A 26966-nucleotide genomic window follows, 5' to 3' on the forward strand; every position below is an offset into this window, starting at 1 on the left:
CTGCTCATGTACGGGGGAAGGAGGTGTCCCATGACACCGGAGGTTGCCTGCACGAGACGGGCGCAGGCGATGCTGCGCGCGGTGGTCGCCGGACGCGCGCAGGTCAGCTGCAGCTGCGAACCCGACCTCTTCATCGACGGCGTGTCCTGCGGCGACCAGTTCACCGCGCACGCGCTCGCGCACGCCGGTCTGATCAGGGCCGCGCGCCTGGCCGCGATCGGCCAGCGCGTACCGGCCGCCTTGACTCCCGCGGGGCTCGCGGCGCTCGCCGATCGGGCGGCGTGAGCTGTGGCGAGGGTGGCCGATACTCATTGGCCGTGGCTCGGCCACCCTCGCCATCGCAGCCGGGTTTGTCTAAGTTGGACGGCAGCCGAGCAGCAGGGGAGCCGTCGTGATCATCGTGTCCGGAAAGATCTTCGTCGACCCCGAAGGCCGTGACGGCTACCTGGCCGGATGCGTCGAAGTGGTCGAGCTGGCCCGGAAGTCGCCGGGCTGCCTGGATTTCGCGCTGTCGGCCGACCTCGTCGACCCGGCTCGGATCAACGTCTACGAGCGCTGGGAGACCGACGAGCAGCTCGCGGCGTTCCGCGGCTCCGGTCCCAGCGACGACCAAGGCGCCGCCATCCGCGACGCCGAGGTCTCGCGGTATCGCATCTCGGCGGTCGAACCCGCCTGAAAATCGGGTGACAAGGCCAGGCCCGGCCTGAAACCCTCTTGGTCATGTTCCCCGTGACCGAATCCGTGACGCTGGCAGGCCTGTCCCTGCCGAGCGCCGTTTCGGCACGGTTCGACGGCGCTCGAAGCTGACCCTCCTCTTTTCCCTTCCCGCGGAACCAGTGGAGGAGGGTTGGGCTTTTTCGCGGTTTCGCGCGTCCGTTTTCTTTTTCCAGGGAACAAAAAATGACCAAGCAACAGCATATGCGCACCAAGCCGCACCTCAACATCGGCACCATGGGCCACGTCGACCACGGCAAGACCACGCTGACCGCGGCGATCACCAAGGTGCTCGCCGAGCCCGGCGGCGCCGGCTACGTCGCGTTCGAGCGCATCGACCGCGCGCCGGAGGAGATCGAGCGCGGTATCACGATCAACATCGCGCACGTCGAGTACGAGACGCCGACGCGCCACTACGCGCACGTCGACATGCCAGGGCACGCCGACTACGTCAAGAACATGATCACCGGCGCCGCCCAGCTCGACGGCGCGATCCTGGTCGTCTCGGCGCAGGACGGCTCGATGCCGCAGACGCGTGAGCACATCGTGGTCGCGCGCGGCATCGGCGTCCGGCACGTGGTGGTCGCGCTGAACAAGGCCGACCTGGTCGACGACGAGGACCTCCTCGACCTCGTCGAGCTTGAGGTGCGCGAGCTCCTCACGCGCTACGGCTTCGACGGCGACGCGGTCCCGGTGGTCCGCGTGTCGGGCCTGCGCGCGCTCGACGGAGACCCGGTCTGGACCCAGCGCGTCGTCGACCTGCTCACCGCGGTCGACGAGTACGTGCCGGAGCCCGTCCGCGACCTGGACCAGCCGTTCCTGATGCCGATCGAGAACGTGCTGACCATCAGCGGCCGCGGCACGGTCGTCACCGGCGCCGTCGAGCAGGGCACCCTGCGCGTCGGCGCCCCGGTCGAAGTGGTCGGGCTCGGCGACACGGTCACCAGCGTGTGCACCGGGCTGGAGACCTTCGGCAAGGCGCTCGACCAGGTCCAGGCGGGCGACAACGCGGCGGTGCTCCTGCGCGGCGTCCGCCGTGACGCGGTCCGCCGCGGCCAGGTGCTGAGCCTGCCCGGCAGCGTGACCCCGCACAGCAGGTTCCGTGCGCGGGCCTACGTCCTGTCGGCGGACGAGGGCGGCAGGCGGACACCGTTCGCCGACCGCTACCGGCCGCAGTTCCACTTCCGCACCAGCGACGTGGTGGGGGAGATCCGGCTGGACGACGGCATCGTCCTCCCGGGCAGGCATGTCGAGTTCACGGTCGAACTCGGCCGCCCGATCGCGATGACCGAAGGCCTCGGCTTCGCCGTCCGCGAGGGCGGCCGCGCCGTCGCCTCGGGCACCGTGACCGCGGTGCTCGACTGAAGGGCTCGTGCGCGTTGCGGGCGGTTAGAACCGCCCGCAACGCGCACGACCCCGGCTTACCAGGCGACGACGCCCTGCGTCGACGGCTGCAGCGTGCCCACCTCGACGGCCGAAACCGGCAGTTCGAGCACCTTCTGGTCGCCACCCCCGGCCCCGATGAAGTCCGCGACCACCGGCTTCTTGGTGCCCGGCGCGGCGACCTTCACAGTCGTGGCCACGAAACAGGTCTCATCACCCTTGTCGCAGGTGGTCCATTTGACGCCCGCGAACGCGGAGCGCCCCGGCTCCAGCACGATCTTCGGCCCGGCGCCCGGCTGCTCGACCTTCTTGACCGGCACCTTGATCACGGAGTTGTTCGCGGCCAGGAAGCTGAGCGTCGGCCAGCCTTCGAGGGTGCACGGCCCGCTACCCGTGTTGGTCAGCGCGAGCAGCGCTTTGCCCCCGCCGGGCTGGGTGTTCAGGTCGGCCTTCACGGTGCAGGCCCCGACTTTCTTGTCTTCGGCAGGCCTCTTGTCCGCGGCGGGCACGACCGGCATCGCGGTGTTCGAACTCGGGGCCGGCGCGGGTGCCGCGCTCGTGGCGGCACTGTTTCCGCACGCGGCCAATGCCAGCGGCAGAAACGCGGCGGCAGCGGTGAGGACCATGGTGTGCTTGCGCATTTTTCGCTCCCGGTAAGGACTTCGTCGGCCACAGGTACATACGGAAGACGTCTGCCCGAGCCGCACGGTGCCTTTCCCGTGAGATTGATTAACTTGAAGCAACCATCAGTCGTGTCCGATTCACGGCTCCTGCCACAGCAGCTGCCACCATGCGGTCGCCCAGGGGCGCCGCTCCGGCCATGGGTACGGAACGGTCTTGCTCCGGAGCCGGTCATCGAGCGGTGCCAACAGCCTGGCGAACTCAGCCCGGGAGAACGGGGGAAGCTGCCTCAGCACTTGTTCGAGTTCGTCGCGGGCTTCAAGCGGGTCGCAGCACGGGCATGGGCTCGGGCTCAACGGGAGCCCGCCGGGCTCGGCCAGCGCGCTCTGGTAAGTCCGCAACCGCGAAGCCGTGTGGAATCTTGATTCGCGTTCTTCGAGCAGCCAGATGGCTTCGTGAGTGCGACGGGACAGGCCGCGAATACGTGGCATGGGCCGGTCTGAGGGGAAACGGGTTTGAGAGGCGCGGAGCGCGCCGGGGCGTCTACGCGCCATGGCCCTTTCGGAGGCAAGTCATGGATCGAGCATGCCACAAGCGTCGGACCGGGGTGGCGAGTTTTGGGTAGCGGGGTCGTGAGTGGCACGGCCGGTTCTATTGGGCGGAAGGTCAAAGGTGGCGTGTCTGGGTGTGCTCGGCTGTGTCCGGGGTGGCTGTGTGGGAAATGCGTCGTTGAAGAGCCTGTTGCTTTTTGAACTGGCTCGACATGGCTTGATGATCTTGTTGCACGTGTGGCAACTTGGGATAATTGTTGTGTGGCAAGGGATTATCGGCCGGTTGATCGTGAGCAGGAGTTTCTGTTGCCGCCGTCGATGGCGGACTGGTTGCCGGATGATCATCTGGTGTGGTTCGTGATCGCGGTGGTGGGGCGGCTGGACACGTCGGCGTTTCACGCGACGGCGAAGCGTGGTGGGGTCGGGCGGCGTGGGTATGACCCGGAGATGCTGCTGACGTTGTTCGTGTATGCGATGGCGCATGGGGTGTCCTCGTCGCGGCGGATCGAGCGGTTGTGCCTGACCGATGTGGCGTTCCGGATCATCTGCGCGCAGGACATCCCGGATCACACGGTGCTGGCCCGGTTCCGCCAGCGTCACGAGGCGGCGCTGACGGATCTGCTGACCGAGTCGCTGGTGCTGGCCGCCGAACTGGGGATGGTGTCGCTGGGGGTGGTCGCGTTCGACGGCACCAAGATCGCCGCCAACGCGAGTAAGGACGCCAACCGCACCGAGGCTCACCTGCGGAAACTGGCCGAGAAGTTCGTTGAGGAGACCGCGCAGACCGACGCGGCCGACGACGCCCGCTTCGGCGCCGACCGGCGCGGCGACGAACCACCACCGGACCTGCGTGACCGCACCCGTCGCGGTGAACGGATCACGGCCGCGCTGGAGCAGATCCAGTCCCGTCGCGACGCGGCCGAGCAGGCCGGCGAGGGGCGGGCTGAGATCGCGCGGGCCTATGACGCCGCGGTCGCCGCCGGCCTCACCCGTGGCGGGGCCCCGCCGCGAGGCGCGGACCGGGTCGCGGTGGCCCGAGCACGCCTGGACCGGGAGCGAGCCACAGCGGTGTCCCGCTGGGAGGCCTGGCACGCCCAGATGCGATCCGGCGGCGGGCGCCGCCCGTCGGGGAAAGCAGCGGTGCCGCCGGAGGATCACAGCAGGGTCCGGCGGGCCCGCGCCGCCTATGAGGCCGCGCTCTCCCGCGCTGAACAGGCCGCCGCCACCGCGAAATCCCAGACGCAGACCGACAAGTTCGTGGCGAACACGACCGACCCGCAATCACGGCTGCTCAAGACCCGCAACGGCTGGGTCCAGGGCTACAACTGCCAGACCGCGGTCAGCGACGACGAATTCCTCGTGTCCGCCCGCGCCACCCAGGACACCAACGACCTCGACCAGTTCGTGCCCACCGCCGATGATGTCCTCGCCACCGCCGGGAAGCTGGCCCGGCGCACCGGCCGCGGTGACCTCACCGTCGGCGTGATGATCGGCGACGCCGGCTACGACTCGACCGCCAACCTTGAGACCGCGGGCCCGGACCGTCTCATCGCCGATGCCAAAGGCCGCACCGTGAACACTCGAGCCGCCACCGACCCGGCCACCGGCGACCCACCCAAGAACGCCACCGCGCGGGAGAAGATGAACCACCGGCTACGCACCGCAGAAGGCGTGACCCTCTACCGACGACGCGGCGCGATGATCGAAGCACCCAACGCCTGGCTCAAAGACCGCCGCGGGCTCACCCGCTTCGCCCGCCGAGGACTCACCGCCGCCCAAGCCGAACTCTCCCTCGCCGCCGCAGTCACCAACCTGCTCAAACTCTGGACCAAGGGCATCACCACCGCCCAGATCCGCACCACCTGAACCCCACCCCGGCCCGGCCCGGTGGCCAAGCCAGAGACCGGACGATGCCGAAGACACCACAACAGCAAAAAGCAACAGGCTCTGAACGACTCAAAACCCGCACAGTCAACCCGCTTGACCAGTTACAGGGTCGTTCGAGGCGGGTGAGTGCGGTTCGCGGCGTTGAACGACGCAAACCGCACTCACCCAGGCACTAGGCCCAGGAATAAAGGGGGAGCCTTCATCCACGCTCGGATCCGCCGGGTGAGGGCCTCCCCCACCCGAACCAAGCGGATCAGGGCCTCCCTCACCCGCATATACGGACCAACTAGGCCCCCACCCCACGGATCCGAGCGAAGTAGGCCCTCACCCAAGCCCGACCACGACCCTGCCCCGGACGAGACAGCCCGAAGGGGTCGTGAGTGTTTTGACCGGTTAGAACCGGCCGTACCACTCACGACCCCGGGCTACGGGGTTAGTCGACTTCGACGGCTGCTTCCGCGAACTGGGCGGCGTAGAGCCTGGCGTAGGCGCCGCCCGCGTCGAGGAGCTGGGTGTGGGTGCCCTGCTCGACGATGCGGCCGGACTCCATGACCAGGATGAGGTCCGCGTCGCGGATGGTGGACAGCCGGTGCGCGATGACGAAGCTGGTGCGGCCCTGGCGCAGCGAGTTCATCGCACGCTGGATGAGCACCTCGGTGCGGGTGTCGACCGAGCTGGTGGCCTCGTCGAGGATGAGGATCGCCGGCTCGGCCAGGAAGGCCCGCGCCACTGTGATCAGCTGTTTTTCGCCGGCGCTGACGTTGTCGCCCTCGTCGTCGATGATCGTTTCGTAGCCGTCCGGCAGCGTCCGGACGAACCGGTCGACGTGGGTGGCCCGCGCGGCCTCGAAGATCTTCTCCGGGGTCGCGTCGGGTGCGCCGTACGCGATGTTCTCCGCGATGGTGCCGCCGAACAGCCACGCGTCCTGCAGCACCATGCCGGTCTTGGCCCGCAGGTCCTCGCGGGTCATCTCGGCGATGTCGACGCCGTCGAGCACGATGCGGCCGCTGTCGATCTCGTAGAACCGCATCAGCAGGTTGACCAGCGTGGTCTTGCCCGCGCCGGTCGGGCCGACGATGGCGACCGTCTGCCCCGGCTCCACCGAGAGCGACAGGTCCTCGATGAGCGGGGTGTCGGGGGAGTACCGGAACGACACGTGGTCGAACTCGACCTTGCCGGTGACCTTGGGCTGGCGCACCGGGTCGGCCGGGTCGGGCTCCTGCTCGTCGGCGTCGAGCAGCGCGAACACGCGCTCGGCCGAGGCGACCCCGGACTGCAGCAGGTTCGCCATGCTCGCCACCTGGGTGATGGGCTGGCTGAACTGCCGCGAGTACTGGATGAACGCCTGCACGTCACCCAGCGAGAGCGAACCCGACGACACCCGCAGCGCGCCGACCACGGCGATGAGCACGTAGTTGACGTTGCCGATGAACATCATCGCCGGCTGGATCAGTCCCGAGATGAACTGCGCGCGGAAGCTCGCGTTGTACAGCGTCTCGTTGTGCTCCTCGAAGGTCTTCTGCGCCTCCTCGCGCCTGCCGAAGACCTTGACCAGCGAGTGCCCGGTGTACATCTCCTCGATGTGCCCGTTCAGCTGGCCGGTGGTGCGCCACTGCTTGATGAACTGCGGCTGGGCGCGCTTGCCGACCTTCGCCGCGACGAACACCGAGATCGGCACGCTGATCAGCGCGAGCAGCGCCAGCAGCGGCGAGATGACGAACATCATCGTCAGCACGCCGACGATGGTGAGCAGCGACGCGATGAGCTGGCCGAGCGTCTGCTGCAGCGACTGCGCGAGGTTGTCGATGTCGTTGGTGACCCGGCTGAGCACCTCGCCGCGCGGCTGCCGGTCGAAGTAGCTCAGCGGCAGCCTGGCGAACTTCGCCTCCACCTGCTCGCGCAGGTCGAACACCGAGCGCTGCACGATCGACGCCGTCAGCCGCCCCTGGACGAGGCTGAAGATCGACGCGAGCACGTACAGCCCGAGCACGATCATCAGCACCCGGCCGACGGCGGTGAAGTCGATGCCCCGGCCGGGCACGATGTCCATCGTCGCGAACATGTCGGCGATGGTGTTGTCGCCCCGCGCGCGCAATCCGGCGATGACCTGTTCCTTGGACACCCCGACCGGGAGGTCCTTGCTGACGATGCCGGAGAAGATCAGGTCGGTCGCGTTGCCGAGCACCTTCGGGCCGACGACGCTCAGCGCGACGCTGATGGCCGCGGTGACCAGCGCGCCGACGACGAACAGCCGCTGCGGGGCGAGCAGCTTGAGGAACCGGCGGCCGGATCCCTTGAAGTCCAACGCCTTTTCGGTGGACTGCCCGGCCATGAACGAGGCCGGTCCCCTGCCGAGGCCCGGTCCGCCCGACGGGCCGGGCCCGCGGGTGGGGACGGCGCGTTCCCCGTTGGCGGCGGGGGCCGCCGCCGGTTTCTCTGAAGTCTCGGAAGACTGGGTGGCGCTCACGCCGCCTCCTGCTCGGTCAGCTGGGAGAGCACGATTTCCCGGTAGGTCTCGTTGCCGTCCATCAGTTCGGTGTGGGTGCCGGTGCCGACCACGCGGCCGTCGTCGAGGACGATGATCCGGTCGGCGGAGCGGATCGTGCTGACCCGCTGGGCGACGATGACGACCGTCGCGTCGGACGTCTCGCGCGCGAGCGCGGCACGCAGCGCCGCGTCGGTGGCGTAGTCGAGCGCCGAGAACGAGTCGTCGAACAGGTAGATCTCCGGGCGCTGCACCAGCATCCGCGCGATGGCGAGACGCTGCCGCTGCCCGCCGGAGACGTTCGTGCCGCCCTGCGCGATCGGCGCGTCGAGCCCTTCCGGCATCGCCGAGACGAAGTCACGCGCCTGCGCGACCTCCAGCGCGTGCCAGAGTTCCTCGTCGGTGGCTTCCGGCTTGCCGTAGCGCAGGTTGCTCGCGACGGTGCCGGAGAACAGGTACGGCTTCTGCGGGACCAGCCCGACGGCCTTCGCCAGCGCGTCCGCGCCGAGCTCGCGCACGTCGATCCCGTCGACCTTGACCACGCCGTCGGTGGTGTCCATCAGCCGGGGGATCAGGTTGAGCAGCGTGGTCTTCCCGCTGCCGGTGCTGCCGATGACCGCGGTGGTCTCACCGGGCCGAGCCAGCAGGTCGACGCCCTGCACGACCGGGTTTTCCGCGCCGGGGTAACGGAATTCGACGCGGGACAGTTCCAGGTGCCCGTGCAGTTCGGTGAGCCGGACGGGATTCTCGGGCAGCACGACACTGGATTCGGTGTCGAGCACCTCGGAGATGCGCTCGGCGGCGACCTCCGCGCGCGGCACCATCATGAACATGAAGGTGGCCATCATGACCGACATCAGGATGTACATGAGGTAGCTCAGGAACGCGGTCAGCGCGCCGACCTGCATGGCGTTGCTTTCGATGCGGTGCCCGCCGAACCACAGCACCGCGACGCTGGACACGTTCATCACCAGCATGACGATCGGGAACATGTACGCCATCAGCTTGCCGACCTTCAGCGAGACGTCGTACAGCTCGGTGTTGGTCTCGGTGAAGCGTTCGCGCTCCTTGGTGTCGCGCACGAACGCGCGGATCACCCTGATGCCGGTGATCTGCTCGCGCAGCACCTGGTTGATCTTGTCGATGCGCTCCTGCATCAGCTTGAACGCGGGCCGCATCCTGGCGATCAGGATGCCGATCGCGACACCCAGCACCGGCACCAGGATCAGCACCAGCGAGGACAGCGGCACGTCCTGCGAGACGGCCAGCACGATGCCGCCGACGCACATGATCGGCGCCGACACCATCATCACGAAGGTCATCAGCGTCAGCATCTGCACCTGCTGGACGTCGTTCGTGGTGCGGGTGATCAGCGAGGGCGTGCCGAACTTGCCGACCTCGCGCGCGGAGAAGTCCTGGACCCTGGTGAACACCGCCGCCCGCACGTCGCGGCCGAACGCCATCGCGGTGCGCGCGCCGAAGTAGACCGCGCCGATCGCGCACAGGATCTGGATCAGCGTGCCGGCCAGCATCACCCCGCCGATGCGGAGGATGTAGCCCATGTCGCCCTTCACCACCCCGTCGTCGATGATGTCGGCGTTGAGGGTGGGCAGGTAGAGGATCGCCAGCGTCTGCACCAATTGCAGTGCGACGACCAGTGACAGATCCTTACGATAGGGGCGCAGGAAACTGCGCATGAGCTTGATCAGCACGTCTTCATCTTCCTATGGTGCGCAACGCATATTGCTAAATCGGGCAGACCGGAAGAAACCTCGCGTAAGGTCTCGCGCAGTATTTCCGTGAGTGTTTTTTCGGTTCCACTGTGCAGCCAATGATCGAGCGCCACCCTGGTCGCGGCGGAGACGGTGGCCGCCATCAGTTTCGGGCGCAATTCGTCGGTGATGCCGGTGCGTTCGGTGATCGCCTCGGCGAGCACCCGCTCGACCTCGTGGTGCGATTTGAGGTATTCGCCGAGCAGTGCGGGGTTGCCCGCCATCAGCCGGACCCGGTTGACCTGCTCGCGGTCCGGTTCGCCGTATTCGCCGTATTGCTCCATCACCGCCGAGATGACCGCCTGCCACAGCGGCTCCTCCGGCGGCCGGGCCAGCAGCCTGGCGCCGATCCGGCGCTGGCGGTCCACGCCGATCGCGCAAATGGCCTCTTCCTTGCTGGAGAAGTAATTGTTGAAGGTGCGCGGCGAGACGCCGACCTCGGCGGCGATCTCCTCGACCCGCACCTGATCGAGCCCGCGCTCGGTGGCCAGGCGGATCGCCGCCCAGCTCAGCGCCTCCCTGGCCGCCAGCTTCTTCTGCTCGCGCAGGCTCATCCCCGGATGCTCCATGCGGGTCACTCTACCTGATAATTTTGCGTGGCACGCAAAATTATGCGCATCGCGCACTTTCGGATGACTCAACCTCGAGAGGGATGCGCTCCCGTACCGTGCGCTGGCACGGTGGAACCAGAGGACGAATCACCGGGGGGAAGGAAATTCAGTGTCCACCATGCCTCATCGGCGCACTCGCCGAGGCCTGTTCGCTGCGGGCTTAGCCGCGCTTTCCGCGTTCACCGTCGCCGCGCCCGCTTCGGCGGCGCCGGCGAAGATCGAGCTGACACTGCCCGCGCTCACCGGGCAGCACCAGATCGGCACCACGACGCTGCACCTGGTCGACCGGTCGCGGCCGGACCCGTGGAAGCCGGACCGTAAGCGCGAGCTCATGGCCACGGTCACCTATCCGTCGTGGTTCACCGCGGGCGCGCCACGAGCGCGCTGGATGAGCGACAAGCTGGCGCCCTTCGTCGAAGAGGCCGCCGCCGACCCGAACTTCTTCGGTCTGCCCAAGGGTTCCGTCGACTGGGGCTCGGCCGAACGCAACGCGCGCGTGAACACCCCTGTCGACCGATGGCAGGGAAAGCGCCCGGTCGTGTTGTTCTCGCCGGGCTTCGGCTCACCGCGCGAGCTGCACGCCGTGCTCACCGACGACCTGGCCAGCCGTGGCTACATCGTCGTCTCGCTGTCGCACACTTTCGAGTCGGCCGCGGTCGAATTCCCCGGCGGCCGCGTCGAACCGCAACTCCGGCTCGGCACCGACCCGGCGACCATGAAGACCGCGATCGACGCCCGCGTCGCCGACACCCGGTTCCTGCTCGACCAGCTCACCAAGCTCGACCGTGGCCTCAACCCCGACGCCGAGCAGCGGCCGCTCCCGCTCGGCCTCGCGGGCGCGCTCGACCTCTCGAAGGTCGGCATGTTCGGCCATTCCTACGGCGGGTTCACCGCGGGCGAGACGATGGTCACCGATCGCAGGATCGACGCGGGCGTCAACCTCGACGGCACCATGGGCTACGGCTTCGACGGCTCGTACCTGCCGGGCGAGGTCGTCAAACGGGGCCTCGACCGGCCGTTCCTGCTCATGGGTGGCGGATTCGGCTTCGAGCACACGCACCTCAACCCGGCCGACAAGACCTGGGTCGACTTCTGGGCGAACCAGCGCGGCTGGAAGCGCGACCTGCTGCTGAAGGACGGCGCGCACCACAGCTACAGCGACCTGCAGGCACTCGTCCCGCAGTTCGCCGACCTGGTGCCCGCGGAGCGGCGTGACCCGGGGTCGTGAGTGTTCCGGCCGGTTAGAACCGGTCATACCACTCACGACCTCGGTCAGCGGGTGATCGCTTTCTCGGCCTCCGCCATCTCGACGGCTTCCAGGCTCGTCAGGGTGGTGTGCGCGTCACGCCAAGCCTCGCGTGCCTGGTCGAGCTTGCCCGCGTCGGCGAGCAGCGAGCCGAGGCACAGCTGGGCCTTGCCGGTCCAGCGGGGATCGCCGAGCTGCTCGAACACTGTGAGCGCGTGCCGGACGTGCTGCAGCGCCTGGGCGTGCTCGCCCTGCTCGGCGATGAACTCCGCCTGCAGCACCTCGGTGATGGCGGCGCCGTGGACGTCCAGGGTGAGGGCGAACAGGTCGGCGCTGCGGCGGGCGCAGGCCTGCGCGGTGCCGGTCTCGCCCTGGGCGCGGTAGGCGTAGGCGAGTGAGCGCCAGGCCGCGCCTTCGCGCCGGACGTCGCCGAGCTCGTGGAACAGGCCGCGGCTGGTGTGGCCGAGGCGCAGCGCGGAGTCGAGCTCGCCGAGTTCGCGGTGGACCACGCTGAGCTCGCGCAGGCACGCGGCCTCCCAGCGGCGGTCGGCGATCAGCACGAACTCGTCGATCGCCTCCTGCAGGCAGCGCTGGGCGTCGGCCCATTCGCCGCGGTAGCGGTGCAGGATGCCCAGTTCGCGCTTGGCGTAGGCGACCCAGCGTGGTTCGTCCATTGTGGACAATTTGGCCAGGCAGGCCCTGATGCAGTCGGCCGAGGCGTCGTAGTGGCCCTGGTACCGCTGGCCGACGCCGACGGCGAGCAGGGTGACCATCTCCAGGCGCGGGTCGTTCGCCGCGGGCAGCGCGGCGAGGCACTGGCCGAAGTGCTCGCGGGCGGAGCGGACGTCGTGCTGGTCGCGGGCGGCGAGGCCGAGCGCGAAGTAGGCGTACGCCGTCCAGTACATGTCGCCGGTCCGGCGCGACGCCGCGAGGCTCAGCTCGGCGACCCTGATCAGGTCGTCCCAGCGGGACCGCAGCTCGAAGTAGGCGGCCACGGTCGCGGAGAGATGGCAGGTGATCTCCGGCCGTCCTTCGGCGGCCGCCATTTCGACCGCTTCGAGAATGCAGTGGTGCTCCGAGTCGAACCAGGCCGGCGCGTCGCGGGCGAATTCCGTGGCCAGCGCGTCGATCTCCGGCGCCGGCGGCGCCACCTCGAACTGGTGCAGGCCGCCGAAGTCCAGTGCCGCGTCCGCTCGCTGGCCGACCTGGAGGTAGGTCTCGAAAACGCGGTCGAGCGCGGCTTCGCGGGCTTCCGGCGAGGTTTCCGCGGTCATCCGCTCTTCGGCGAGCAGGCGGATCAGGTCGTGGAAGCGGTAGCGCAGCGGGCTGCCGACCTCGACCAGGTTCGCCTCGACGAGCGCGTCGAGCAGGCGCTCGGCCGTGCGCCGGTCCGTGCCCAGCACGGCGGCCGCCGCCCAGGACGCGAAGTCGGTGCCCGGCAGCAGCGCGAGCAGGCGGAACGCGCGGCGCTCGTCGGGGCGCAGCTGCTCGTAGCTGACCAGGAAGCCCGCCCTGACCTCGCGGTCGCCGCCGACGAGCTCGTCGAGCCGGTGGCGCTCGTCCTCCAGCCGGTCGGCGATCGTCTCCGCGCTCAGGTGCGGGAGGGTGCGCAGCTTGGTGCCGATGATCCGGATCGCCAGCGGCAGGTTCCCGCAGCAGCGCACGATCCGCTGGGCGGCGAGCGTCTCGCGGGAGGAGCCCGCGAGATCGGTCAGCAGGGTGACCGCGTCGTCGAGGTCGAGCTCACCGAGCTGGATCCGCAGGCTCAGGTCGAGCCCGGTCAGCCTGCGGCGCGAGGTGACGACCACCGCGCAGTCCGGATTGCCCGGCAGCAGCGGCCGGATCTGGGCCTCGTCGGCGGCGTTGTCCAGCACGATCAGCACGCGCTTGCCCGCCAGCCTGGCGCGGAACACGGACTCGCGCTCGTCCACGGCACTGGGGATGTCGACGCCCGGCACGCCGAGTTCGCGCAGGAACCGGGCGAGCACGTCGCCGGGGTCGCGCGGGCGGGAACCCGCGCCGAGCAGGTCGATGAACAGCTGGCCGTCGGGGAAGGACTCGGCGAGTTCGTGGCCAGCCTTGATGGCGAGCGCGCTCTTGCCTGCGCCCGGCTGCCCGGTGACGGCCGCGATCGGCAGGCTGGCCTTGTCCTCGCCGGTCAGCGTGGTGACGATCTCGGCCAGCTGCCTGCGCCTGCCGGTGAAGTGGTTGATGGCCGGTGGCAGCTGGCGGACCACGCCGATGGTCGGCTTCGGCGCGATGCGGGCGTCGTCTTCGAGGATCTGGGCCTGCAGCTGCCGCAGCGAGCGGCCGGGCGTGACGCCGAGTTCGTCGTCGAGCAGGCGGTGCAGTTCCTGGTACGCCGAGAGCGCGTCGGCGCGGCGGCCGGACCGGTGCAGCGCGGTCATCAGATGACCCCACAGCTCCTCGCGCAGCGGGTGGTCGGCGACCAGCCGCCGCAGCTCGGCGATGAGATCGGCGTGCTCGCCCAGGTCGAGCCGGGCGCGCAGGTGCTTCTCGACGACGGCGAGGCGGCGTTCTTCCAGCCGGGTCACCTCGACAGAAAGCGCTTGCCCGGCATGCAGTCCTTCGAGCGGCCGTCCGCGCCACAATGCCAGCGCCCTGCTGAAACAGCTCGCGGCCTCACGGCTTCCCGACGCGGTCTCGCCGGCGACGGTGAGCTCGGTGAACGTGGTGAGGTCCAGCTCGCCCCTGTCGACCCGGAGCAGATAACCACCCGGTCGGGTGGACAGCCTGCCGGGATCGTCGCCCGCCTGCGCCAGCCGTTGCCGCAGCCCGGAGACGTAGGTGCGCAGGTTCGATTCGGGCGTCGCCGGAGGCGACTCCCACGCGGCGCCGGTCAGGTATTCGACCGAGGCCAGTTCATTGGCCCTGAGCAGCAGCGCGGCGAGCACCGCACGCTGTCTCGGGCCACCCAGCTCGACGGGTCCCCCCACGGCGCGGACGTCCAACGGCCCCAGAGCGCGGAACTCCACCGGCCCAGTATCGGGTACTGAGATCTCGCTGTTATCTCGGGGCGCGATCTGGGCGGGATCTGGGCGGCCGGTGGTGCAGGGTTCTCGCTGGGAGGGACGCCGACCCGGATAACACTTGCGAACCGCTTGGTGTGATCCAGGTAACACCGCTCGGTGGGCTGCCGACAAAGTCGGCGAGCACCGAGGTGGGGAGGGGTCCGGAGATGACCGAGCCGGAGCGCACGCGGTTCCACGCGCGTGAGCTGTACGGTTCGGTCATCGCGGTCCCGCTGCTCCAGCGCATGGATGCCGCCGAGGCGCCGCATCGGGTCGTGATCGACCTGAATCTTGCTTACCCCCAGGGGCGGGAGGCTGCTGCCCGCGCCATCCATGCGCTGGTCGACGCCGCCGAGGGCGGAACCGTCGATCAGGCGCGCACCGGCCAGCTCGGGCAGTACGTGGTCGCGTCGCTCAGCCCGGCGGCGCTGCTCGAGGTCGTGCGGCGGGACCGGGCCGCCGAGTACCGCGCGATCCACCGGATCTGGCCTGACTTCAAGGTCGCCGCGTTGATCAACAAGTCGTGCGCCACAGTCAAGGCCGACGCGGCGCACACCGCGTTCTCCGCGCTCGGCGCCGGGATCACCTGGGCGGTCGTTGACTCCGGCATCGACAGCGGACATCCGCATTTCAAAAGCTCGCTCGACGTCGTACTTCCCGTGGAGCACAAGGACTTCACCGGAAGCGCCAGCCCGCTCGACGACGCGTTCGGGCATGGCACGCACGTCGCGGGCATCATCGCGGGTGAGGGGTCCGGAACCGTCGTGCGAGCTGAACTCGACTCCGGCGCCGACGTGCACTACCTGCCCGTCCAGGCCGATCGCATGACCGGGATCGCGCCGCTGGCCAAGCTGGTCAGCTACAAGGTGCTCGACGACAAGGGCGACGGCGAGACGAGCGCGATCATCGCGGCGCTGCAGGACATCCAGCGGGTGAACGGCAACGGCCGCGACCTCAAGATCCAGGGCGTCAACCTCTCGGTGGGGTATCCGTTCGACCCGCAGTGGTTCGCCTGCGGGGAAAGCCCGCTCTGTGTCGAGGTGACCAGGCTGGTCAAGTCCGGCGTCGTCGTGGTGGTCGCGGCCGGCAACACCGGCTACGGCTACAACCAGGACATCGCGAAGGGCGCGGTCGCCGCGGGCATGGACCTGACGATCAACGACCCCGGCAACGCCGAGGCCGCCATCACCGTCGGCTCGACGCATCGTGAGATGCCGCATCGGTACGGGGTTTCGTACTTCTCGTCGAAGGGACCGACCGGCGACGGCCGCGCGAAACCCGATCTGGTCGCGCCGGGCGAGCGGATCCTTTCGTGCGCGGCGGGCAAGATCCGCGGCCGGATCGAGGCCAAGGCGGACGTGAAACCGCCCGTCCACTACGTCGAGGACAGCGGGACCAGCATGGCCGCGGCGCACGTCTCGGGTGCGATCGCGGCGTTCCTGTCGATCAGGGGCGAGTTCGTCGGCCGCCCCGAGGACGTCAAACGGATCTTCACCGGCACCGCGACCGACCTCGGCCGGGTGCCCGCGTTCCAGGGACACGGCCTGCTCGACCTGATGCGGGCCATCCAATCGGTGTGAGCGGGAGGGAGCAGTCGTGGCCGACCTTTTCGGATTCCCCAGCGCGGAGGTCCAGTTCGACAAGGACGGGCACCTGGTGGGTGACGCGAACGCCGTGCTCGGGCTCGCCGCCGATCCCGGCCTCACCGATCTGCTGGTGCTCAGCCATGGCTGGAACAACGACATCGACGCGGCCAGGAGGCTCTATGGCGGGCTCGCCGGTTCACTACGGGTCAACCTCGACGAGGCCACCGTGCCCGAGCTCGCCGGGCGCCGTATCGGCATCGCGGGCATCATCTGGCCGTCGCGGATGTTCGCCGGTTTCGAACTGCCCCAGCTGGCCGCCGCCGCTGCCGGGTCACCGGCCGATCAGGACACCATCGCCGCCCAGATCGAAGAACTGCGCGCGCTTTTCCCCGATCCCGAAGCGCAGCGCACGCTGGACGACGTTGCCGCACTCGTGCCGCAATTATCCGACTTGGCGTCCGCGCGCGCGGATTTCGCGGAGAAGCTGAAGACACTGGTCGCGCGCGGTGCCGCCGATCGCGAGGACGCCTCCGACGAGCTTTTCGAGGTGCCCAGCGGGACGCTGATGGATCGTCTCGCTGTGCCGTCGCTGCCGGCGCCACCCGGTGCGCCGGGCGGCGCCGCCGGGTTCGGCGGACTGCTCGGCGGCGTGTTCGGCGCCGCGACCAACCTGCTCAACTTCTTGAGCTACTACGAGATGAAGGCGCGCGCCGGGGTCATCGGCGAGCTGGGCGCCGCGCCCGTGCTCGCGCGGATCCACCAGGACCGGCCGGATCTGCGCGTCCATCTCGCGGGCCACAGCTTCGGCGGGCGGCTGGTCAGCGCGGCGGCCAAACCGCTCCCGACCGGTTCGATCGCGACGATGACCTTGCTGCAGGCCGCTTTCTCGCACTACGGGTTCGCCGACGACTGGAGCGACGACGCCGGTTCGCAGCCCGGGTTCTTCCGTGACGTGCTGACCGACGGCACCGTGCGCGGGCCGATCCTCGTCACGCACACGGCCAACGACCTCTGCGTCGGCATCGCGTACGCCATCGCCTCGCGGATCGCCAACCAGGTCGCCGCCGACATCGGCGACGCGAACAGCGTCTACGGCGGCATCGGCCGCAACGGCGCGCTCAAGACACCCGGCGCCGCGTTCGTCGATCTGCTCGGCGTCGGCGGCGGCTACGGGTGGCACGCGGGCGTGCCGAACAACCTGCGTGCCGACTCGTTCATCATGGGGCACTCGGACGTGACCGGGCAGCAGGTCGCCTACGCGATGCTCTCCGCACTGGCGACTACTTGATCGGTGCGGTCACCCGGACGTTCTCCACGTTGACCCCGCCGACCTTGACCGTCGGCGTGGCGCTGCCGAGGTCGGACCGGCGGTACTGCGCGGTGAGCGTGGTCGACTCGCCGGGCCAAATGGTCACGTAGTCGTCGCTCCACACCGCCGGCGCGACCTCGTCCTCCGCCGAGCCCTTGGTGACGGTCGCGCGCAGGAAGAACGCGACCTTCGACCCCGAATTGGTCAGGGTGACCGTGGTGGTGATGTCGTCACCGGTGGCCTTGCTGGCCGCCTTGACGTTCACCTTCTGCTCGGGAATCCGGCCGAGGTCGGTGAAGTCGGCGTAGTCGACCTGCGGGGTGGTGCGCCAGTCCGGGTTCTCGTAGTCGAGGGTGTCCGGCTTGGTCGAGAGCCAGTAGACGTTGCGGTCGAGCAGCTTGCCCGCCGAGTCACGCAGCTGCAGCCGGACGAAGTAGGTCGTCGAAACGCCCTCTGGCATCGGAACGTCCACCAGCCGCGCGGCGCCGTTCGCCGGCGCGGTCGCGGGAGTGGTCTCGTCGTGCAGCGCGACGCCGTTCTCGTCCAGCACGGTGGTCTGGATGCTCAGCCCCGGCACCTCGGTGAGCCCGGTGTTGACCAGCGCGACCATGCCGTCGTCGTAGGTGTACTGGACGTGCAGCGGCCGCATGGCCTTCTTGGCGCCGAAATATCCGCCGCTCGGCGTCATCGAGTAGTCGTACAGGTGCCAGAACAGCGACGGCCAGGCGTTGTTGAGCAGCCAATAGATCATGACGGTCGCCGGACGGTCCGCTTTGGACTGATTGGCGCCGAACGCTTCGAACTGCGCGCGATTGGTCTCGTAGCCGGCCAGCTGGGCCTTCATCACGAAGTCCGCGAGATCGTTCGGCTTGCCGTAGCGCTTGACGAGTGCCGTGTAGAACTCGGCGAGCTTGTCAAAGTGGACAGACGGCGAAAGGTGGAACTGGACGCTTTCGCCGTTCTTCCACAGCGAGTCGAGTTCCTTGGGAGACAGGATCTTCTTAAGCGCTGTCAACTCGGGAATCGCCGGGCCTGGGCCGTGCTCGGCCTCGAACCCGAACGCGCCGCCGCGCTGGTCGCCGTACCAGTAGTTCGGCGGGACCCACCAGTACGGCCCGTAGCCCTTGTTCCCGGACGGGCCGAGCTGCGGGCTCTCCCGCCAGGTGATCGAGGTGATGACCGGCGCGTCCCAGTCCGAGACCGCCAGCCCGTCGAGGTACTCCTTCTCGATGCGTTCGGTCGGCGCGGTGTCACTGCCGACGTAGAAGCTGAGGATGCTCGGGTGATTGCGCAGGCGCAGGCCCTCGGTGGTCGCGGACGCCTTCGCGACGACATGGTCGGCTTCCGTCCACTTGTCGTAGGCCTGCCATCTCGTGCAGCACTCCCAGCCGGCGAGCACCATGATGCCCATTTGGTCCGCGAGCTGGTAGAACTCGTCGTTCTCTTCCTTGCCCTCCAGGCGGATCGTGTTCAGCCCGAGGTCGCGCATGTACCGGAATTCGTCCTTGAGGCGCTGCGGGTTGTCGCGCAGGAACAGGTCCGGCTCCCAGCCCGCGCCGCGCACGAGGAAGTTCTTCCCGTTGACCGCGTAGGTGCGGTCACCCTCGGCGTTGAGGCCCGATTCGATGTGCCGCACGCCGAAGTCGGCCTTGCCCCGATCGGACACGACGCCGTTGACGGTCGCCGTGAGCGCCAGGTGATAGAGCGGCTGCGCGCCCATTTGCGCCGGCCACCAGACCTTCGGGTTCGTCACGTGCAGCTGACCGAACTTGTCGGGCGCGAACGTGACGGTCTTGGTCTCGTGTGGCGCCAGCCGCACGTCCTGGCCGAATCCGATGGCGCCGATCGTGCCGCGCGCGGCCGTGGTGACCGTGGCGCCGGTGTTGTTGGTGAGATCGGCTTTCACCGTCAGGTCCACGGAGCCCATGCTCGGCATCTCGAGGTCGGTCAGCACGCGCGGGTGGCGCATCGAGACGGCGCCGGCTTCGGCGAGCTGGACGTCACGCCAGAGGCCCATGCTGTTGTCCGGCGGCGGCTGGCTCCAGTCGAGGAAGCCGATCGACAGGTGCTTACACGGATCGATGTCCGGGTCGTAGCAGAGGTCGGCGGGGAACGCCTTGATCGCCACCGCGTTGACGCCGGAGCGCAGCTGCGGCGAGATGTCGAAGTCATGCTCGGGGTAGGCGCCCGAGACCTTGTCCGGCCCGGCGATCAGCACGCCGTTGACCCAGATCTCCGCGCTCGGGATCACGCCGCCCGGCAGCCGCAGGAACGTGTGCGCGCCGCTCTTCGGCTTCGCGGTGAACGTCTTGCGGTACCACCAGGGGACGGTGAAGTCCGCCTTGTTGACCTTGTCCTTGAGGTTGGTCGAGTAGTTCAGGTCCGGATACTTACCGGCCGAAACAAGGCCACCCATGACCGTCGACCTGGCGGGCACCGAGACCCACGACGAGTCGTCGTAGGCGGAGGTGGAGATTTTCGCGCCACCTTGGGTGGCCTTCGCGCTCGACTGCAAGCGGAAGTCGGGGATCGTCTGCACCTCGCCCGGCGCCGCGGCCGCTGCCGCGTCGAAGGGTGCTTCCGCCGCCTGCACCGGGTTCGAACCGGACATCAGAAAAGGCAACACCAGGATGGCGACCAGCCAGGGTGCCCGTCGTTTCGCGGGCATGCCAACTCCTCGGGTGACTCTGCTCAGTGTCGGCGGATACACCGAGGGTAACTGTTGTCCAGACAGCTTGCACTATGGAGTGACATTTTGTCACCAATCAGAGAGTGATCGGCAAGTGATCGAAACCACGCATGGCGAGCACTGAGCGTCGCCGCGGCTCACCGGCGAGCCGGAAGCCGGGGAACCGGGCGAACAGCTCGTTGTACAGGATTTCGCCCTGGACCTTGGCCACCGCCGAGCCCATGCAGAAGTGGATGCCACCGCCGAAGGTCAGTGGCCGGTTCGCGGCCCGCCGGATGTCGAACCGTCCCGGCGCCTCGAAGCGCTCCGGATCGCGGTTGGCCGCGCCGAGGAATCCGGTGACGATCGCGCCCGCCGGGATGTCGACGCCGGCGATCCGGGTGTCGCGGCCGGCGATCCGCAGCACCATCTGCGCGGAACCGTCGTAGCGGATCACCTCGGTGACCGCGCCCGCGGCGAGGTCGCGGTCGGCTTTGAGCAGGTCGAGCTGGTCCGGGTTGGCCAGCAGCGCGTGTATCCCGTTGCCGAGCATGCCGGTGGTCGTTTCGAAGCCAGCCCCGAAGATGAGGGTGACGAGGTTGACCAGTTCGTCGTCGGTGAGCGCGTCGGTGCCGTCACGGGTGGCGATCAGCGCCGAGAGCAGGTCGTCCTGAGGCTCGGCGCGACGCTTGGCGAGCAGCTCCCAGAAGTAGGCGAAGATCGTTTCGCAAGCCTTGTCGGCCTTGGCGTGGGTCTCGTCGTCGAGCACCGGGTCGAACAGCTTCGCCATGTCGTCGACCAGCCAGCGCCACTGCCCCTGGTCCTCTTTGGGCACGCCGACCAGGTCGCCGATCACGCTGACCGGCAGCGGGAAGCTGACGATGTCCTGGAAATCGACCACCTCGCCGCCCGCGCCCGCCTCTTCGAGCGCGTCCAGCACCCGCTTGACGTCCGCTTCGATATGCGGCCGCAGTGCTTCGATCCGGCGCGCGGTGAACGCCTTGCTCACCAGCCTGCGCAGGCGCGAATGGTCCGGCGGGTTCCGGTAGAGCAGCGAGGTGTGCATGAACACCGACGCGGGATGGTCACGCCAGCCCGGCTTGTGCGCGTCGGCCCATTCCTCGTCGGGCGTACGGAAATCGGGGCTGCCGAGCAGGGCTTCGACGTCGGCGTAGCGGGTCAGGAAGTAGACGTTCAGTCCACTGTGGAAGCTCACCGGCGCGCTGTCGCGGAGCGCGTCGTAGATCGGGTACGGGTTCGCGTGGCCTTCCGGGCTGAACAGGGTAAGCAGGGCCGACTCGACGTCCACGGCAGTGGTCATGTCATTTCTCCAGTTCAGCGAGGATCGTCGGGAAGGTGTCCGCGTGCGCGTTCTTGCCGATGAAGACGTCGAGATGGCCGTAGCCGGGGAAGACGTGCAGCTCGTGGCGGCCCGGTTGGTGGCGCTCGAGGTGTGCGAAGGTGCGGCGCTGGCTTTCCGGCAGGAAGCAGCGGTTGTCCGCACCCGTCAGCAGGACGAAACGTGCGCCTGGCGCTCCGGTGTAGACCTCGCCGAAGTGACCGTTCGCGGTCGCGCCGGCCATCTGGCGGAAGAAGGACATCGGCACCGGGCCGAACTCGGCGCGCAGCCAGTCGTGCGTGGCCTCGTCGAGGTTTTCGTGGTTCCACAAGGAAGACCGGCCGCCGCCGAAGATGAAGCTCGCCATCCGGCAGACGTCGTTGCGGCATTCACGGTGGGTCATTCGGACCACGTGACGGATCACGTGGGCGAGTAAACCGGCCGGTTTGTCGCCCCAGGCGGGCGAGACCTCGCGGGTGAGCGCGCCGACGATCGGGACCAGGCCGCGCAACTTGGCCGTCGACAGCGGCGGGACGACCGGATGCAGCGCGAACGCGTTGCCGATGATCGTGCTCACGCCGTCCAGGCGGCCCGCGGCGGCGGACATGGCGACCGAGGCCGAGCCGACGCAGTGGGCGATGATCTTCACGTCGTCCGCGCCGGTCAGTTCCAGCACCTTGGCCACGGCGGCCGGGTGGTCGAATTCCGCCGCCTGGTCCAGAGTCCAGTCGACGAAACCGACCTCCTTCGAGGCACGCCAGTCGAACAGCCACACGTCCCAGCCTTCGGCGAGCAGCGCGTCGACCAGCGTGGTCCGGTGTGGCGGCCGGAAGGTCGCGCCCCGGTTGCCGGCGCCGTGCACGAGCAGCACCGGCCCGCGCACTGGCGGTTTTCCGGCCACCACACGGTCGAGCTTGAGCGGGAGCCCGTCGCCCGCGATCAGTGGCACGGTCACCGGCGTTTCCTCCAAGGCGCGTTGATCCGGATCAGCCGGAAAGCGGGCGAGTCGGGATCGGGGTCGTTCGGGACCTGACGGGCCACGTCGAGCAGCCTGGCCGCGAAGAAGCCGAGGAACCGGCTGACCGTGCGGAAGCGGCGTGGCCCGAACGCGCGGAACGTGCGGACCATGCGCGGCAGGTCGCGCACGCGCACCCGGACCCGCGCGGTGCGGTGTCGCGTGTGGACGTAGTCGACGGTGTCGACCGTGCCGCGGTACACCCGGACCCACATGCGGGTGGTGTCACGCCACAGTCCCCACGCCGAGCGCCGCTGCACGTCCTTGCAGCCGAGGATGACGCGTGGTTCGCCGTCGCGGCCGACCGTGTTGAGCCGGTAGTACATCCGCGCGCCGACCGGGGTGGCGTGCCGGGTGAGCAGTTCCAGCGTTCCCTGCACGACTTGCCTGCCACCGAGCGTCGAGCAGTCGACCCAGCCGGAGACGTCCGCGCGGTGCTTCGGGTCCGCGAGGAAGGTGTCGAGATCGGGGATCTCGACGCTCAGCCGGAGCGTGAACGCCTGCGAACGGGTGCCGCCGAGTGCGTAGGTGCCGACCATCTTTTCGCGGAACCGCAGGCCGGCGGTGGCGGCCGCGCGGGGTGGCGGCTTTTCGGCCGCCGCCGGTCTGGCCGCCGGGCGGGTGGTCTCCAGCATGCGGTCGCACAGGCGATCGGCCAGCGCGGCGATCGTCAGCGACGGATTCGGCCCGACCGAACCGGGCATCACGCTCCCGTCGGCGAGGTAGAGGCCGGGGAAGCCGAACACTTGGCCGTGCGGGTCGCACACCCCGGTCTGCCGGGTGTGCGCCATCGGCGCGCCGCCGAGTGGATGCACGGTGACCACCCGGCCGCCCCGGCCCATCGGGTTGTCGCGGTACTCGGCGCCGTCGCTCTCGGCGATCGCGCGCATCCGTTCGCCCGCCAGCGTGAAGTAGTCGCGGGAGCTTTCGTGCCGCCAGCGCAGGTCCAGCTCCCCACGACGCAGGCTCAACGTGCCTTCCGGACGTTCGCGGCCCATCGCCAGCAGCGGCATCGAGGTGTCCGAAAGAAGGCCACAGCCGAGCAGCGAGGACAGCCGGGCGCCCGAATGCGGTGACCGGGAAACCGAAAGCGACTCGGCGACGAACCTGGCCGCCCGCGCGCCGAGCTTGCTCACCCGGCTGCCTTCGACGAGCCAGTCGACGAACAACGGGAAGCCCGCGTCCTGCACGTACCCGCCGCGCTGCCCGGCGACGCCGTCAAGGCCGTCGGGGAACCGGATCGAGCTGGTGATGACCGGTCCCTGGCTGGCGGCGAGCGTGCGCGGGCCGCCTTCGGTCGCGCGCAGCATGAAACCGAGCACGTCGCCGTTGCCGCTGAACCGGGTGCCGAGCGCGCGGCTGAGGCCGGGGAAGTTCGCGCGGTTGCGCAACAACAGCCCGACCGTGCCGAACGTGCCTGCGCCCAGCACGAGCACATCGCAGCTCAGCCGTTTCGAGTGCTTGAACGCGGCAGGCCCGGCGTCGGGGTCGTGCACGAGGTAGTCGACTTCGTAGCCACCCTGCGGGCGAGGAGCGATCCGGACGACCTCGGAGGACGTGCGGATCTCCGCGCCCATGGCCTTCGCCGCGGACAGATAGGTGTGGTCGAGCGAGTTCTTCGCGCCGTCGTTGCAGCCGATGTTGCACTCACCGCACATCCGGCAGCTCCGGCGGACCGCGCCGTGCAGGTTCTTGTAGTCCTCTTCGGCGATCCGGGTGCCCGGTTCCGGCGGCAGGCCCGGCTTGGCGGAAAAGGTGATCCCGAGTGGTGGAAGTGACCATTCGGCACCCATCCGCCGTGCCGCGTCGCGCATCGCGATCGTTTTCGGGGTTTCCGAATATCCCGGCCGGTCGAACGGCATGGGTGTCGGCGTGAGCATCTTTTCGACGGCGTCGTAGTGCTTTTCGAGGTCCGCTCTGGTCACCGGCCAGTTCTCGTAGCCGCCGCCGGGCAATGGTTCCTCGTCGACGAACCATTTTTCGTCCTTGCGCAGCAGCACACCGGCGTAGAGCAGGGAACCACCGCCGAGCCCGCTGCCGGTGACGGCCTGCAGCCTGCGGAAGTTGAGCACGTCGAACATGCCGTAGATGCCGGCTCTAGGGTCCCAGAAATTGCGCGACATCTCCGCCGGGGTGCGAGGAAAACTCCCCGGCGGATAAGCACGTCCGCGTTCGAGCACCACGACCGAACGGCCCGCTTCCGCCAGGCGGAACGCGGCCACCGAGCCGCCGAATCCCGAACCGACGACAATGGCGTGGAGGTGTTCGCGGCTGTCCAAAAGGCTCCCTCGGTCAACGCCGGAGTTCGCCAGAACTGTAAGAACGACGGTTCCGCGTTCTCAAGACCGCAGGGCCCGATAAGGGGTTGATACATCATATCTGAGGGGTGGGATCCCGCTCAGTGCGACATTCGGTCCAGATGGCTATGGTCGGAATGGAGCCGGACGAACCTGGGGGAATGATGGACGAAGTCGTCGAGTGGGCGGAACCGCACGAGGTCGGGCTCGATCCCGCGCGGCTGGCGAGGATCGGCCGGTTCTTCGAAGCGGAGATCGCGGCCGGCCGGATGCCGGGTGCGGTGCTCGGCATCGTGCGCGACGGGCGTCTCGCCTTCCTCGAGGCATTCGGTCACCGTGATCGCGCTCGCGGTCTTCCGATGACCACCGACTCGCTGTTCTGGATCGCTTCGATGAGCAAGCCGGTCACCGCGGTCGGCGCGCTGCTCTTGCACGAGCAGGGCCGCCTGATGCTGGACACGCCTGTCAGCACCTACCTGCCCGAGTTCGCGAACCGTCTCGTCGCGCACGGCGACGGGACCACCAGGCCGGCCACCCGCCAGCCATCCCTGGTGGACTTGCTTCGGCACACCGCCGGCCTGCCCGAGGGACTGCTCGGCGACAGCCCGGTCCACCGCATGTACGCCGACGCGGTCGGCGACGGCATGACCGACCTGACCGGCCGGGAGTTCATCGAGCGCCTCGCCGCGCTCCCGCTGCTGCACGAGCCCGGCGCGGTGTGGCACTACGGCTGGGGCCTCGACCTCATCGGCCTGATCATCGAGTCGCTCACCGGCGAACGTCTCGGCGACTACCTGCGGAAGGCCGTTTTCGCGCCACTCGGCATGAAGGACACGACCTTCGGAGTGTCCGATGAGGACCGTTTCGCGCGGCCGTTGCCACGAGACCCGCTGACCGGAAAGCCGCAGAGCCTGCCCGACCTCGGGCGGGCGCGCTTCGACTCCGGCGGGGCGGGCTTGGTCAGCACCGTGCCCGACTACCTGCGCTTCCTCCGCGTGCTGCTGGACAAGGGCCATGGCCTGCTCGGGCGCAAGACGGTCGAGTTCATGCTGACCGAACAGACCGGACCGGGCACCGACCTGACCCGGCTGCACAAGCCCGGCTGGAACCCCGGCCACGGTTTCGGCCTGGCAGTGGCGGTTCGCCGTACCGCGGCCGGGGGCACCGCGGGGTCCCCCGGCGAGGTGACCTGGCCCGGCGCGGCGGGCACGAGCTGGTGGGCCGATCCGGTCGAAGACCTGGGGGTGGCCTTTTTCACGCACACCCCGTCGGCGATCCAGGGCCACTACCAGCAGCAGGTCAAAGCACTGGTCACGCAGGCACTGCGCTGAGTGTTCACCAGTGGGTGTCTTTGACGCAGGTGGTCCCGTTCCAGTGGGTGTCCGCCGGGCAGTCGGTGGGGCCGTCGGCGAGGACGCTGACCGAGGGGCTTTCGGTGCTCGCCGCGAGGGTGGCGGGGGCGAGGGTGGTGAACAACGCGGCGAAGCCGATGACCGAACCGACGATCGAGGCGGTGAGCTTGCGCTTGGCGTTCATCCGGGGCCTCCGTCTTGGGTGGTTTTCGCAGGTCCTCCCTGCTGGAACCCACTAGACAGCCGCGGCCCATCGGTCCTCTTTCGGTCGGCTATCGGCGGAGGCGGTGACGGCGGATAGGCGATGCATAGAGATCGAATAGCCGCCCCGGCGACAGTTCTCCCATCGAAACGGCAAGCGCCACCACCACAGCGCCACACCTGGAGGTTGGAACCATGACCACGACGGAGAATCCTTGCGACGCACTTGACTGCCAGAACGCGTCCGTGCCGGGGCACCGCATCTGCATGGCCTGCAGTGACCAGGCGGGCACCGAGCTCGTCGGGTTGCCGCGGCTCTATGACGAGCTCGAGCGCACACTGACGCTCGGCCGCACCGGGATGCGGGAACGGATCAGCGGCTGGCGGCCGAACGGGATCTCCCTCAACGAGCCCGCCGTCAACATCAGGGCCGAGATGGTCGAGGTGCTCAGCGCCTGGGCGAAGCTGGTCGTCGACGAGCTCGGCGTGGCACCCGGCTACCACCGCCAGGTCCGCAAGCTCGCCGGCTTCCTCATGGTCCACTTCGACGCGCTGATGGCGCACCCGGCGGCCAGCGACTTCGTCGAAGAGATCAACGACCTGGCTGGTGCCGCCCGCGGTGTGCTGGAGCCCAGCAACGAGATGCAACTCGACCTGGGGCCGTGTGCCGAGCAGGACTGCGACCGCACCGTGCACGCGACGATCAAGGGTGACGGCGAATGGTCGCCGGACCAGGTCGGCTGCGAAGCGGGACACACCGTGCGACCCGACCAATGGCTTCTACTGGGCCGTCGCATCGAGCGAGCCCAGCAGAACATCAGCGTTTCCTCGCACGCCGCCTGACTCCCCTCAAGGCGGCCTGAAAGGGGCCTCCCGCGCGTTCACACGCGCGAGAGG

20 protein-coding genes are annotated in these 26966 nt (G+C 68.8%); 9 read left to right on the forward strand and 11 right to left on the reverse strand.

Annotated elements, in window-relative coordinates; all coding sequences use genetic code 11:
- The first annotated feature begins 30 nt into the window (after positions 1–30).
- The 3 genes from AB5J62_RS06785 (at position 31) to tuf (ending at position 2079) form a co-directional block, all read left to right on the forward strand.
- Positions 31–285 carry a hypothetical protein gene (locus tag AB5J62_RS06785; RefSeq protein ID WP_370947255.1) on the forward strand — a complete coding sequence of 85 codons (255 nt, stop codon included), beginning with the start codon at positions 31–33 and terminating at the stop codon, positions 283–285.
- Positions 286–391: 106 nt separating this feature from the next.
- Positions 392–676 carry a putative quinol monooxygenase gene (locus AB5J62_RS06790; protein WP_370947256.1) on the forward strand — a complete coding sequence of 95 codons (285 nt, stop codon included), beginning with the start codon at positions 392–394 and terminating at the stop codon, positions 674–676.
- A gap of 224 nt (positions 677–900) precedes the next feature.
- Positions 901–2079 carry an elongation factor Tu gene (gene tuf / locus AB5J62_RS06795; RefSeq protein WP_370947257.1) on the forward strand — a complete coding sequence of 393 codons (1179 nt, stop codon included), beginning with the start codon at positions 901–903 and terminating at the stop codon, positions 2077–2079.
- Between the two features lie 56 nt (positions 2080–2135).
- On the opposite strand, the gene AB5J62_RS06800 is transcribed toward tuf, so the two are convergent.
- Both AB5J62_RS06800 and AB5J62_RS06805 read right to left on the reverse strand, forming a co-directional pair.
- Entirely contained in the window at positions 2136–2738 is a 603-nt protein-coding gene (locus tag AB5J62_RS06800; RefSeq protein WP_370947258.1) for a DUF4232 domain-containing protein, read from the reverse strand.
- Positions 2739–2858: 120 nt separating this feature from the next.
- Positions 2859–3209, reverse strand: a complete 351-nt coding sequence (locus AB5J62_RS06805) for a hypothetical protein (protein WP_370947259.1) — start codon at positions 3207–3209, stop codon at positions 2859–2861.
- A gap of 321 nt (positions 3210–3530) precedes the next feature.
- Here AB5J62_RS06805 and AB5J62_RS06810 point away from each other — a divergent pair, with 321 nt between their 5' ends.
- A complete protein-coding gene (locus AB5J62_RS06810) occupies positions 3531–5135 on the forward strand; it encodes a transposase (protein ID WP_370946284.1) in 1605 nt (534 codons plus the stop codon).
- 454 nt (positions 5136–5589) lie between these two features.
- Here the strand turns inward: AB5J62_RS06810 and AB5J62_RS06815 are convergent, their stop codons facing one another.
- The 3 genes from AB5J62_RS06815 to AB5J62_RS06825 form a co-directional block, all read right to left on the reverse strand.
- Positions 5590–7488 (reverse strand): ABC transporter ATP-binding protein, encoded by a 1899-nt coding sequence (locus AB5J62_RS06815; RefSeq protein ID WP_370950199.1) that lies wholly within the window; start codon positions 7486–7488, stop codon positions 5590–5592.
- Positions 7489–7619: 131 nt separating this feature from the next.
- Positions 7620–9353: an ABC transporter ATP-binding protein gene (locus AB5J62_RS06820; RefSeq protein WP_370947260.1), complete on the reverse strand. Its 1734-nt coding sequence runs from the start codon at positions 9351–9353 to the stop codon at positions 7620–7622.
- Positions 9347–9982, reverse strand: coding sequence for a TetR/AcrR family transcriptional regulator (locus AB5J62_RS06825; RefSeq protein ID WP_370947261.1), 636 nt, complete (start codon positions 9980–9982; stop codon positions 9347–9349). Before AB5J62_RS06825 ends, AB5J62_RS06820 begins: the two co-directional genes overlap by 7 nt.
- A 160-nt stretch (positions 9983–10142) precedes the next feature.
- Here AB5J62_RS06825 and AB5J62_RS06830 point away from each other — a divergent pair, with 160 nt between their 5' ends.
- Positions 10143–11252, forward strand: coding sequence for an alpha/beta hydrolase family protein (locus AB5J62_RS06830; RefSeq protein ID WP_370950200.1), 1110 nt, complete (start codon positions 10143–10145; stop codon positions 11250–11252).
- A gap of 44 nt (positions 11253–11296) precedes the next feature.
- Here the strand turns inward: AB5J62_RS06830 and AB5J62_RS06835 are convergent, their stop codons facing one another.
- A complete protein-coding gene (locus tag AB5J62_RS06835) occupies positions 11297–14266 on the reverse strand; it encodes a BTAD domain-containing putative transcriptional regulator (RefSeq protein ID WP_370947262.1) in 2970 nt (989 codons plus the stop codon).
- Positions 14267–14469: 203 nt separating this feature from the next.
- On the opposite strand from AB5J62_RS06835, the gene AB5J62_RS06840 reads away from it, so the two are divergent.
- Entirely contained in the window at positions 14470–15882 is a 1413-nt protein-coding gene (locus AB5J62_RS06840) for a S8 family peptidase (RefSeq protein WP_370947263.1), read from the forward strand.
- Between the two features lie 16 nt (positions 15883–15898).
- Positions 15899–17176 (forward strand): hypothetical protein, encoded by a 1278-nt coding sequence (locus AB5J62_RS06845; protein ID WP_370947264.1) that lies wholly within the window; start codon positions 15899–15901, stop codon positions 17174–17176.
- On the opposite strand, the gene AB5J62_RS06850 is transcribed toward AB5J62_RS06845, so the two are convergent.
- The 4 genes from AB5J62_RS06850 to AB5J62_RS06865 form a co-directional block, all read right to left on the reverse strand.
- Complete coding sequence (locus AB5J62_RS06850) at positions 17169–19865, reverse strand: exo-beta-D-glucosaminidase (protein ID WP_370947265.1); 2697 nt, start codon at positions 19863–19865, stop codon at positions 17169–17171. The two genes, AB5J62_RS06845 and AB5J62_RS06850, sit on opposite strands and share 8 nt — an antisense overlap.
- 97 nt (positions 19866–19962) lie before the next feature.
- Entirely contained in the window at positions 19963–21186 is a 1224-nt protein-coding gene (locus AB5J62_RS06855; RefSeq protein ID WP_370947266.1) for a cytochrome P450, read from the reverse strand.
- A gap of 1 nt (position 21187) precedes the next feature.
- Entirely contained in the window at positions 21188–22159 is a 972-nt protein-coding gene (locus tag AB5J62_RS06860) for a lipase family alpha/beta hydrolase (protein WP_370947267.1), read from the reverse strand.
- The gene (locus AB5J62_RS06865; protein WP_370947268.1) at positions 22156–24498 is read right to left on the reverse strand and encodes a GMC oxidoreductase; all 2343 of its coding nucleotides are present in this window, start codon (positions 24496–24498) and stop codon (positions 22156–22158) included. Before AB5J62_RS06865 ends, AB5J62_RS06860 begins: the two co-directional genes overlap by 4 nt.
- Before the next feature lie 179 nt (positions 24499–24677).
- Between AB5J62_RS06865 and AB5J62_RS06870 the strand changes: the two genes are divergently transcribed.
- Positions 24678–25847, forward strand: coding sequence for a serine hydrolase domain-containing protein (locus AB5J62_RS06870; RefSeq protein WP_370947269.1), 1170 nt, complete (start codon positions 24678–24680; stop codon positions 25845–25847).
- Positions 25848–25851: 4 nt separating this feature from the next.
- Here AB5J62_RS06870 and AB5J62_RS06875 read toward each other — a convergent pair whose 3' ends face one another.
- On the reverse strand, positions 25852–26052 hold the full coding sequence (locus tag AB5J62_RS06875; protein WP_370947270.1) for a hypothetical protein: 201 nt from the start codon (positions 26050–26052) through the stop codon (positions 25852–25854).
- Between the two features lie 212 nt (positions 26053–26264).
- Between AB5J62_RS06875 and AB5J62_RS06880 the strand changes: the two genes are divergently transcribed.
- Positions 26265–26912 (forward strand): hypothetical protein, encoded by a 648-nt coding sequence (locus tag AB5J62_RS06880; protein ID WP_370947271.1) that lies wholly within the window; start codon positions 26265–26267, stop codon positions 26910–26912.
- The last annotated feature ends 54 nt before the right edge of the window (positions 26913–26966 follow it).

The organism is Amycolatopsis sp. cg5, from assembly GCF_041346955.1.
Lineage (GTDB): Bacteria > Actinomycetota > Actinomycetes > Mycobacteriales > Pseudonocardiaceae > Amycolatopsis.

What these genes read in the sequence shown, in the direction of transcription:
- AB5J62_RS06830 (WP_370950200.1), top strand. Translation starts at nt 10,143, where the DNA reads ATGCCTCATCGGCGCACTCGCCGAGGCCTGTTCGCTGCGGGCTTAGCC.
- AB5J62_RS06870 (WP_370947269.1), top strand. Translation starts at nt 24,678, where the DNA reads ATGATGGACGAAGTCGTCGAGTGGGCGGAACCGCACGAGGTCGGGCTC.
- AB5J62_RS06800 (WP_370947258.1), bottom strand. Translation starts at nt 2,738, where the DNA reads ATGCGCAAGCACACCATGGTCCTCACCGCTGCCGCCGCGTTTCTGCCG.
- AB5J62_RS06850 (WP_370947265.1), bottom strand. Translation starts at nt 19,865, where the DNA reads ATGCCCGCGAAACGACGGGCACCCTGGCTGGTCGCCATCCTGGTGTTG.
- AB5J62_RS06840 (WP_370947263.1), top strand. Translation starts at nt 14,470, where the DNA reads ATGACCGAGCCGGAGCGCACGCGGTTCCACGCGCGTGAGCTGTACGGT.
- AB5J62_RS06805 (WP_370947259.1), bottom strand. Translation starts at nt 3,209, where the DNA reads ATGCCACGTATTCGCGGCCTGTCCCGTCGCACTCACGAAGCCATCTGG.
- AB5J62_RS06825 (WP_370947261.1), bottom strand. Translation starts at nt 9,982, where the DNA reads ATGGAGCATCCGGGGATGAGCCTGCGCGAGCAGAAGAAGCTGGCGGCC.
- tuf (WP_370947257.1), top strand. Translation starts at nt 901, where the DNA reads ATGACCAAGCAACAGCATATGCGCACCAAGCCGCACCTCAACATCGGC.
- AB5J62_RS06785 (WP_370947255.1), top strand. Translation starts at nt 31, where the DNA reads ATGACACCGGAGGTTGCCTGCACGAGACGGGCGCAGGCGATGCTGCGC.
- AB5J62_RS06880 (WP_370947271.1), top strand. Translation starts at nt 26,265, where the DNA reads ATGACCACGACGGAGAATCCTTGCGACGCACTTGACTGCCAGAACGCG.
- AB5J62_RS06815 (WP_370950199.1), bottom strand. Translation starts at nt 7,488, where the DNA reads ATGGCCGGGCAGTCCACCGAAAAGGCGTTGGACTTCAAGGGATCCGGC.
- AB5J62_RS06855 (WP_370947266.1), bottom strand. Translation starts at nt 21,186, where the DNA reads ATGACCACTGCCGTGGACGTCGAGTCGGCCCTGCTTACCCTGTTCAGC.
- AB5J62_RS06875 (WP_370947270.1), bottom strand. Translation starts at nt 26,052, where the DNA reads ATGAACGCCAAGCGCAAGCTCACCGCCTCGATCGTCGGTTCGGTCATC.